The 314-nt window shown below is 62.4% G+C and carries 1 protein-coding gene; it reads left to right on the top strand.

All coding sequences use genetic code 11. From position 1 onward, the window contains the following. A partial coding sequence (locus tag ACSHWJ_RS16035; protein WP_435928786.1) for a methane monooxygenase/ammonia monooxygenase subunit C occupies window positions 1–314 on the top strand: 314 nt, incomplete at both ends.

Genomic DNA, 314 nt, shown 5'->3' with positions numbered 1-314 from the left:
TACACCGTGTTCTACCTGTGGGTGCGGTGGTACGAAGGTGTCTATGGCTGGTCCGCCGGACTGGACTCGTTCGCGCCGGAGTTCGAGACCTACTGGATGAATTTCCTGTACACCGAGATCGTCCTGGAGATCGTGACGGCTTCGATCCTGTGGGGCTATCTCTGGAAGACCCGCGACCGCAACCTGGCCGCGCTGACCCCGCGTGAAGAGCTGCGCCGCAACTTCACCCACCTGGTGTGGCTGGTGGCCTACGCCTGGGCCATCTACTGGGGCGCATCCTACTTCACCGAGCAGGACGGCACCTGGCATCAGAC

Origin of the sequence: Methylococcus sp. S1M (assembly GCF_051295855.1) — a bacterium.
In the GTDB taxonomy this organism is placed as follows: Bacteria; Pseudomonadota; Gammaproteobacteria; order Methylococcales; family Methylococcaceae; genus Methylococcus; species Methylococcus capsulatus.
The sequence above is the reverse complement of the archived record's forward strand: the minus strand, read 5'-3'. Positions and strand labels throughout refer to the sequence as shown.